This window comes from Streptomyces bluensis (assembly GCF_014650715.1).
In the GTDB taxonomy this organism is placed as follows: Bacteria; Actinomycetota; Actinomycetes; order Streptomycetales; family Streptomycetaceae; genus Streptomyces; species Streptomyces bluensis.
The window spans coordinates 1-9,234 of sequence record NZ_BMVM01000040.1; the positions used below are offsets into that span (position 1 = coordinate 1).

Consider the following 9,234-nt stretch of genomic DNA (forward strand, 5'->3'; position numbering starts at 1 on the left):
CAGGCGCCCCTTGTGCCGGCTGTAGAGCGGGCCGTCCGGCCACGGCGCCCGGTCCCCGAGAGCCAGCCTGGCCTCGTAGGCGTCCTTGATCAGCTTCTGCTGGCCGGGCGTCAGTCCGAACCGGTGGAGGGCGTGCGCGAACTCGTGCGTCGTCGTGGAGTAACCGTCCGGGTACGCGGGCGTTTCGGTCGGCACGCTGGTGAACTCGCCGAGCAGGTTCTCCTCCGTCACGCCCGTCGTGCGGAGCGACACCCCCCGTACCTCGTCCCATATACGGCTGTCGCCCGGGGAGAGCTGCTGCTTGGCCAGGTGACGGAACGGCTCCAGCGAGGTCATGGCCTCGCTCTTGGGTACCACGATCACGCGCGCGCCGTTCTCCAGCATGCGCTTGGTCACAGCCGGGTTGCGCAGCATACGGGCGATCTGCGCCTGAGCCTCGCGGCGGGCCGACACCGGCTGATCCACCCCGTCCGGTACCTGCACCATGAGCTGGGCCGCTGTCTCGGCGAACGCCGCACGCGACATCTTCCGGTTCCGGTACAACGCGTTCGCCAGCGCCTGGTCGGAGGCAAGATGCTCACGTTCCGCCGCCGACAGGTATGCCAGCTCCGCCGCCCGCTCCTTGCGCGACATCCCCGGCAGACGCGCCGCCAGATCGTCCAGCCTGCCGGGCGGCAGGGTCGGCCGCGCCGCTGTCGTGGCGCCGGATGTGCCGGACGTGCCGGAACCGGGCGCCGCCGAAACCGCGGCCTGGTGCGCCGCCGGGGCGGGCGGCGCCGGCAGCGCCTGGTCCGGCCCGAACCGGCCGGCCCGGGGCGTACGGGCCGGTGCCGAGGACAGCGAGCCGCGCACGGACGCCCCCTGGCCGGTGCCCGCCGTGCGGCGCCCTGTGTCCAGCGTGGCCGCCAGGCCCGGCAGCTGCCCCCAGGAGAACGCGTGCTGCCACGCCTGCGCCCGCAGGTCCGTCCGGACCACCGCCAGTTCCTGGACGATGCCGTCGTGCTGGGACTGCACCGCCCGGTGGACCTCGGTGGCACGGTGCAGGCGGGCGTCCGCCCGGCCCAGGGACCGTGCGGCGTCGGTCACGGCGCGGTCGGCGCGGGCCAGGTCCTGGGTGAGCGAGTCGCGTCGGCCGGTCAGCTCGTCCAGGTCCTCCTGAGCTTCCTCCACGGCCTCCCGCGCGGCGATCAGCGCCGTGCGATGGCGCGCCCGCTGTTCCGGCGCGGCCGAGTCGTAGCGCCGCTGCGCCTGGTCGGCGGCCGTCTCCAGCCGCGCGAGTTCCGTCTCCGCCTCCTCGACCTCGGTCGCCACCTGGCGGAGCACCGCCTGGACGGCGCCCGCACGGCGCACCGCGTCGCTGTGGGCGCCGTGCGCCGCCCGCCGTGCGGTGGTCGCGGCGTCCAGGGCGGTGCGGGCGCCGTCCAGGGCCCGTCGCGCGCCCGGCTGCCGGTGCAGCAGCCGGGCCTCGCGGTACCGGGCCGTCACCTCGGCGGCGACCGCGCTGATGTAGTCGCCGACCGTGTCCTGGAACTGGTCCCAGGTGTCCGCGGTGGTGTCGGTGAGGTCGGCGAGGGTGCCGTCGGCGGTGAACGGGTAGTGGCGCAGACCGTCGTCGGTGCGGACGACGAGTTCGACGGACCTGCCCGCGGTGGCGGCGGTGCGGGAGACCACGAACAGGGCGCGCGCCAGGCGGGTGTTGTCCGGGTCGTCGCCGAGCGCCAGCCACAGCTGCGCCGAGGAGTCCTCCGGGCTGATCGCGTCGGCCAGCGCTCCCGACAGGTCCAGGACGGGGTGGCGGGTCCAGTCCCGCAGGTCCTCGGCGTCCTGGTCGGCGAGCATCGCGGGCAGGTCGTACAGGCCCGGTCCGAGGCGTGCCGGGGTGACGCCGAAGCCGAGGACGTCGCGCTCGCCCAGCCGGACGGTGGCGCCTCCGGTGACGTACTGGGTGCCTTCGGGGCCGGACACCGTGATGACGGTGTCCACCAGCGTCTCGTAGGTGCGCGGGCCACGCCGGTCCGTGGGGGCGGTGGTGTTGCCGATCCGCAGGCGGTCCACGCTCGCGCCGGAGGTGCTGCCGCCCGAGGCGATCGTGTGGGGCTGCTGTGCGGCCACCGGGAAGGTGAGGCCCAGCAGATGGGCGTTGCCGTCGACCAGGCTCTGGGTGCCCTGCCGGTTCACCGTGAAGGAACTGCCCGCGGTGGAGGACGAGGCGAACGTGCGGAACCGCCTGCGGGCCCGGTCCACGCCCATGGCGTCCGAGTCCGTGACGGGCCGGGGGTTGTGCAGCGAGATCTGCACGGTCGGCGGGGAGTCCGGGCTCTGCAGGGGCCAGGTTCCGGGCATCTGCGAGGTGAGGCCCGCCGCGGCCCGCGGCAGGTCCACGCTGATCTCACCGGCCTGGACCAGCTCGCCCAGGCGGGTGGCCGCGGCCTCGGCGGAGGCGTTCGCGGGCAGCCCCCAGGACGCGGTGAGCTGCGGGGCGACGATGTGCAGGGCCTGGGTGAGCTGCGGGAACGCGTTGAACTCGTACACCGGTGTCGGCCCGGTCGGCACCAGGCGCGGGCCGCTGCGGAACGGTATGACGCCCAGGGTCTGCGCCTGCGCGGGCGAGAGCGTCAGCGGGTCCTGTCCCAGCAGGGCGGGCGGGCGCGGCCCGATGTGCTGGCGGGGCTCCACGGACTCGGAGGCCGCGAACCGCAGTTGGGTCGTGACCGGCACCCTGACCGTGCGCACCGGCCGGCCGTGCAGCAGGCGGCGCAGCCAGGCGGTGACCCGCGCGGCCAGGTCGCCCTCCAGGCCGGAGAGGTTCAGCAGTCCGCCCTGCACGATGCCGCCGGGGATGTTCGCCGGCCACGCGGTCATCACCTGCGAGGTGACCGAGCCGCTGAGGAAGAAGTCGAAGTCGTCGAAGTCGGCGGCCCCGCCGGTGCGCAGCCACTGCCGGTCGTCGCCGCCGCTCTCGGTCCTCCGGGTGCGGGCGCGGGCGTTGGTCAGCGCGAACGACGGGCCCTCGCGGTCGACACGGCCGGGGTCGCCGGGGCGCGGATAGCGGGAGATCGGGTTGACCGCCGCCTGGTGGGTGCGGGTGACGGTGACGGCGGACGACTTGACCTGCGCCGTGTGGACGGTGAACCGCTCCAGGCCGCTGCCCTCGGGGGCCGGACGGCCGCGGACGCCGCGCAGCGCCGGCGTCTGCAGCATCGGCTCGGCGTTCAGGATCACCCCGACGAGCCGCGCACCCCCGTAGGCGACGTGCAGGAAGTAGAAGCCGACCCGGCCGCCGGGGCCGCGTCCGAGGAGGGCGCGCAGCGCGGTGGGCTCGGTGAGGCGGGTGATCTCGGCGGTCACGCCCTCCAGGTAGGAGCTGTGACCGGGCTGGGTGGAGCCGGGCGCCTCGGCCTCGACGAGCGCGGTGAGTTCCTGGCGCAGCCGGTCCCGGCGCTCCCTGCGGTCGACGGTGTTGTCGAGCTGGGTGAGGGACAGCACCCCGGCGAAGTCGAGCGCGCGGGTCCGGGCGACCCGGTCGGGAAGGGGCACGCTGGGCTGCTGCAGGGTCAGGCTCGGCAGTCCCGCGAGGCCCTGGAACCACTGGGCGAGGCGGGCCATGGCCTGCTGGGGCGCCAGATACGTCACCGACCGCGGCAGGTCGATGGCGACGGTGACGGGGGCGAAGGCACCGAGACCGATGGTGTTCCCAAGGGCGTTGCGCACCCCCCACCGGAACGTCACCAGCAGGGTCGCGTCGTTGCCGACCCAGTTCTTGGCGTTGTCCTCGGTGGTGACGTGGGTGATCTTCGTGTTGGCCGACAGGGCACGGGACTCGTCGACGCGCCGGGCGTAGCTGTACCGGCCGCCGGGGTTGGCCTGGTGGATCAGCGCCCCGGGGTCCTTGGGCGCCGACTCGGTGCCGGAGAGCGCGATGTTGCCCTGCCGAGCCCGGCCCACGGCGCGGCTCTGGCTCGCCGAGTCCGTCGCGGTGACGTTCTGCTCGGTGTACATCCGCTCGGTGTTCAGCAGCCGCGGGTTGCGCAGATAGCCGCGGACCTCGGCCACCATGACCAGGTCCGCGCCGAGGCCGGGCACCGTCAGTTCGACGACGTGGCTGCTGCCCAGGATCTGCGGCGCCCGGGAGACGAGCTGGGCCGGGCGGATTCCGGCGTGGCGGGCCCGGGATCCCATCGTCGTGTGGTCGTTCAGCGCCGCGCCCGCCACGGCCACCGAGGTCCACTTCCAGGTCGCCGCCGTGCCGGTGACCGCGGCCTTGCCCGCGCGGGTCACCGGGCTCAGAGCCCAGTTGACTCCGGCGCCGGCCCGGTTGACGGCTCCGGTCAGGCGCTGCGGCAGCACGTTCTTCGCGGCCGTGGACGCCTGCTGGGCGGTGCTGCTGACCAGGCCGGCGGCGCCGGTTGCCACGTCGGTCGCGCCCCGTACGGCGCTGCGGGCCGCGCGGACGAGGCGGCCGGGGTCCGGGCGGCCCGGATACGTCCCGGCGGCGATCATCCGCATGGCCTGCATCAGGGCGGCGGTACCGCGGAACGTGTCCACGACCGCGCCCGGCGGCAGCTTGGTGATGCCCGGCAGCGGGTTGCCGTTGCGGTCGACCATGTTGAGGCGGACGAAGTCGTCGTTGGGGCCCCCGTCGGTGACCGGCCGGCGGATCACATGGCCGGGGGGCGGCCCGGCGGGGGCCGCGGCGTTGTCCGGCGCGTGGGTGCGGTAGTGCGGGACGAGCAGCGAGAGGGTGCCGGGCACGGTGTGCGGGAAGGCGGGCGCGAGGGGGATGCCCGTACCGGCCGGGTCCGCGGTGTCCGTGTCGGCCTGCGCCGTGACACGGTCGGCGAAGCGGATGCTCGGGTCGTCCTCCTCTCCCTCGTAGAGGTCCAGGGCGAGCCGGGCCGGGATCGTGAACAGTTCGCTGCCGTGCTCCGTTTCCACCGCCACCTGGTCGAGGGCGACCGCGTCGCCCGCGGTCAGGGTGTCGGAGATCTGGCCGGTGGCGGTGTAGTCGGGCGCCGGGTTGGCCGTCCAGGCGCCGCCCGCGATGGGGACGCCGAAGCCGCCGCCGCCACCGAGCGCGCCGATCAGGGCCGTACCGCGCTGCCGTGAGCCGCCGGACTCGGACGAGGCGACGCCGATCTGGTGCACGTCGGGCAGCCGCCGGGTGTGCTCGGTGGGGCGCGCGGTGTCGCGCGTCGCCGAGAACCGCAGCTGCACCCGGCGGGTGCCGGTGACGGAGTTCGGCCGCTCGAACCAGACGGGGTGCCCGCCGTCCACCGCGTCCGGCGACGATGCCGCCAGCGCGAACCGCGACCGCATCTGGCCCAGTCGGCGCATGTTCTCCAACTGCGCCAGGACCAGCGGCTCGTCCAGCCGCAGCCGGCCCCGGTCGGTCGGGTCGGCCGGCGGCAGGAAGCCCTCGGCGCGCAGATGGTTCTCCGCCTCCTGGAAGAGCCTCTCGGCCCCGTCGACGGCGTACGGCGTCTCGGAGGAGCTGATGGCGTCCAGGTTCTCCAAGTACTCCGGCGGCCGGCGGACTTCGGACGGCTTGGGCCGGTGGCCCTCCGCCGTGGACCGTTGCGCGATCCGCAGCCGCATCCCGTCGTCCCACGGCCCGAAGCTCCCGCTGACCGTGCCGCCGCCGGCGCGGTGGAGCGTCACGTGGTAGGTGACCCGGCCGGGAGTGACCAGATGGCTCTTGCTGGTCATGATGCCGTGCGTCAGGGTGGCGCTGCCGACGTGGTTCAGGCCCTCGCTGAGCTGCGCGCTCACACTGGCCTTGCCGGCCAGGTTGCCGCCGAACGACGACCCGGCCGCCGGGTGGCCCTCGCTGTGGTCGGTGGTGAAGGACGGCCCGCCCGAGCCCTCGACGCCGATACCGCTGGTCAGCCGGGACACCCGGTCCACGTTCGAGGAGTGCGTGACATACGTCTCCAGGGACGACTTGCCGTCGGTGCTCTGCGTCGTCGGCCGGCCCGGTTCGATCGTCGCGGTGAGCTGGAGCATGCCGACGGCGTTGCCGCTCGCGTCGAGCAGCGTCGGCGAGAACACCCCGCCGTCGCGCTGCAGATGCGCGGTGCCGCGCAGCAACTGCTCGGACAGGAAGTGCTCCAGCTCCGTCGACGAGTCCGCGTGCAGCGCGGACAGCTCGGTGAACTGCTCGTCGGCGAGCAGTTCGCTGAGCAGCCGGCGCGGCTCGGCGATGCTGTCCACGCCCCACAGCGGAGGGCCGTCGAGCCCGGCGGGCTCCGGCAGGTCCGCGGTGTGGGCGCCTTCGAGGGCGAGATGCTCCGGAATCCACACGGTGAGGGCGCCGTGCGACTGCGCGGGCTGCCAGTTGCCGGTGTCCTCGCGTGGGGTGTCCAGCCGGATGTCCCACAGCCCGTCGAAGTCCACCGGATGGGACGGCTCCTGGGCGTGCTGCTTGCTGGAGACCACGAAGGTCTCACCGAGGGTGAGGGTCTGGGAGAGCTGGTTGTGGACGGCCGACATCGTGATCGTGCCGTCGAACGAGCGCAGTGCTCCGGGGGCGTTCACCGGGTAGGACGCCGACCAGGGCACCGCGACGCTGCGGACGGTGCCCGAGCCCTCGACGTCCGTGGACGCCTGGCTTCCCTCGGTGCTCCGGTCCACCTGCACATCCGGCAGGGACGCGGGGCTCCGCCCGTACGCCGGCGACCTCCTGGGGTTCGCGTACGCCAGGCGGATGTCGACGGTGTGGTCCCGGCCGCCGTGGTGCACGGTGATCCGGTGGCCCTGGCTGCTGCGCAGATACGGCCGGTTCCGCTCGATCTCCTCGGCGTCCAGCACCTCGCCGAGTCGGGTCCGCACCGCCTGGCCGTCGGCGGTGTCCGGGGTGACCCCGAGTGCGTCCATGATCTGGCGGTACAGCCCGTCCAGGGCGCGGTCGGGCGTCGGCTCGTGCAGCGCGAGACCGATGTGCCCGTCATGCCGGCTGCCGTAGTCGCGCGCGTACACCGACAGGGCGCCGGGCGGCTGTGTGGTCGTCAACGCCGTCGGGGGGACGGGTGGTTGCCCGTCCGGCTGGGTCGGCTGGGTCGGCTGGGTCCGCCGGGTTCCGCTGGGCCCCGCGACCGGGGCGTCGGCGTCCGGGTCGCCGGGCAGGGGCGCGGTGTTCCTCCAGCGCCCGGCGGGCGGGGCCGCGTGGTACGTCGTCGCCGGGCCGGGCTGGGCCTGCGCGGCCCCCGCCGTCACCACGTCGTGGGACAGGCTCCCGGCGTGTGCCTGGTGCAGCAGGTGGGCCAGCGAACGCGCGGTGACCGACGGGTCCCAGCCCTGCTGCCGACCGTACGCCCCGACGATCCGCTCCAGCGCCCGCCAGGTCAAGGGTCCGGTGTCGGTGTGCCCCGGGGTGTAGGCCCGTAGCCGTTCGAGCGCGGCGAAGCCCTGGACGAGCTGCTGGAACTCGGCGGCACGGCTGGGGTTGGTGTCGATGTCCACCCCGTGTGTCTCCCGCAGGGCACGCACCCACCGCAGCACCCGGGTGGTCCGGCGCGGCATGTCGGCGGGCAGTCCGGACTGGTCGGCGTACGAGGTCAGGACGGACGCACCGGGCTCGGGACGGAACTCCCGGATGCGGTAAGCGGGTTTGTCCGGGTCGTCGAACTTGATCAGGCGCGGCGGATACTGCCCCTCCTCCTTGCTCGATCCGGTGGGCGACTCCATGGCGAACACCGTGCGCCCGGTCTCGTTCGCGATCGCCTGGGCGCCGAGGGGGGACTCCAACCGGTCCTGCCCCGGCCGGGGCTGGGCGATCTCGCACCACAGCTGCCAGATCGGCCAGTCCTGCGGCAGTCTCTGCAGGCTCTTGCGCCGGCTGAGTGTCCTGCCGATCTCCTTGGCGGGCACCACCTGGTTGGCGCCCGTGCTCTTCCTCGGCACCACCGCACGGCCCTGGTTGGCGTGACCGACGCTGATGTACGAGTTGGCCAGCGCCCGCGGCAGGGGCCGCAGTCCGCTCTCGCGGCTTGCGTCGACGCCGGGCAGCCCCTCGTACAGGTCGGTGTAGTACTGCACCGCGGACAGCGGGCGAAGGTCCTCCTCCCGGATCGCCATGTCCTTCGGGTCGAGGAAGGCCCGCCCGGTGAGCTGCTGCCCGTCAACGGTCGGCAGCGCGAACGACCACACGTCGTCGTCCGCGAACGCCGTTCCGTCGGCTGCCGTGATCTGCGCCCGCGGATCGTCCGCGACCAGTCCCGGGTCACTGGGGATCCAGGCCCCCACGGGGGCCCGCCCCGGGTCGGAGTTCGCCAGGGCGGGAAACAGCCAGCCGTTCCCGCCGGGCAGCGGCTGCAGCCTGAAGTCGCCGTAGGTGAACCACGCCCGCACCCCGGAACGGTCCGCCACCAGCCGCGCCAGGTTCTCTCCCGCGTCCTGCGCCAGCAGCACGAGCGGAACACCCGGCGGGCGGTCCGGGTCGCGCGCCACGAGTTCGGCGAACTGCTCGTCGTCGACTTCCACCGTGCCGCCGCGGCCGTCGGGCACGGTGAGCAGCCCGGAGGGCCCGCGCGTCGCGACCACGGTGACGGCCCGCGCGCCCCAGGGCGGGGCCACCTGCGTGCTCTGGCCCTCGACGCTCACCCGGTCCAGCAGCAGGTTCAGACCCGGCCGGCCCGTCAGGTTCCGCCCGATGTACTGGCCGCCCGAGCCGTTCAGCGCCGTGTGCGGACCGAGCGCGCCCGTCCGCTCCAACTGGTACGCCGCCACGGCCGCCACGCTGCCGGCCCGTCCCCGCCGTGCCGCGCTGCCCGTCACCGACAGCGCGTCGAAGTACAGGGCGGGATCCACCGCGACGGACGGATCCAGATGCAGGACGTAGCGGGTGATCCTCTCCAGGTCGATCGGGCCGGTGGCGAACCGCCCGTCGCGGTCGCCCGCGCGTGCCGTGTCCAGCCACGCGAGCGAGTTCAGCATCTGGGAGAACAACTGGTGGCTCTCCACCTGCGGGCCGAACGCCCGGCGCAGCACGTCCGTCAGCGCGGCCGTGTGCGCCGCCGTCGCACCGGCCGTCGCCGGGGGCGCCGGATGCGCCTCGATCGTCGTCGCGTGCGCGGCAGGGACGGCAGCCGTGGCGGGCGCGGGCGGGGGTGCCGCGACGGGGGCGTGCGGCTGGGGTACGTGGGTGCCCTCCGCCTGGTCCCACAGGGCGCGGAAGCCCGCCCAGGTCTCGTTCTCCGCCTGGGTGCGGCGGACCGGGTTGGCGTCCAGCGGCTGCCG

Annotated in this window: 1 protein-coding gene; it reads right to left on the reverse strand. The window is 74.3% G+C overall.

Translation table 11 applies throughout. The features are described from left to right. A partial coding sequence (locus IE262_RS38940) for a lonely Cys domain-containing protein (protein WP_189880364.1) occupies positions 1-9,234 on the reverse strand: 9,234 nt, incomplete at both ends.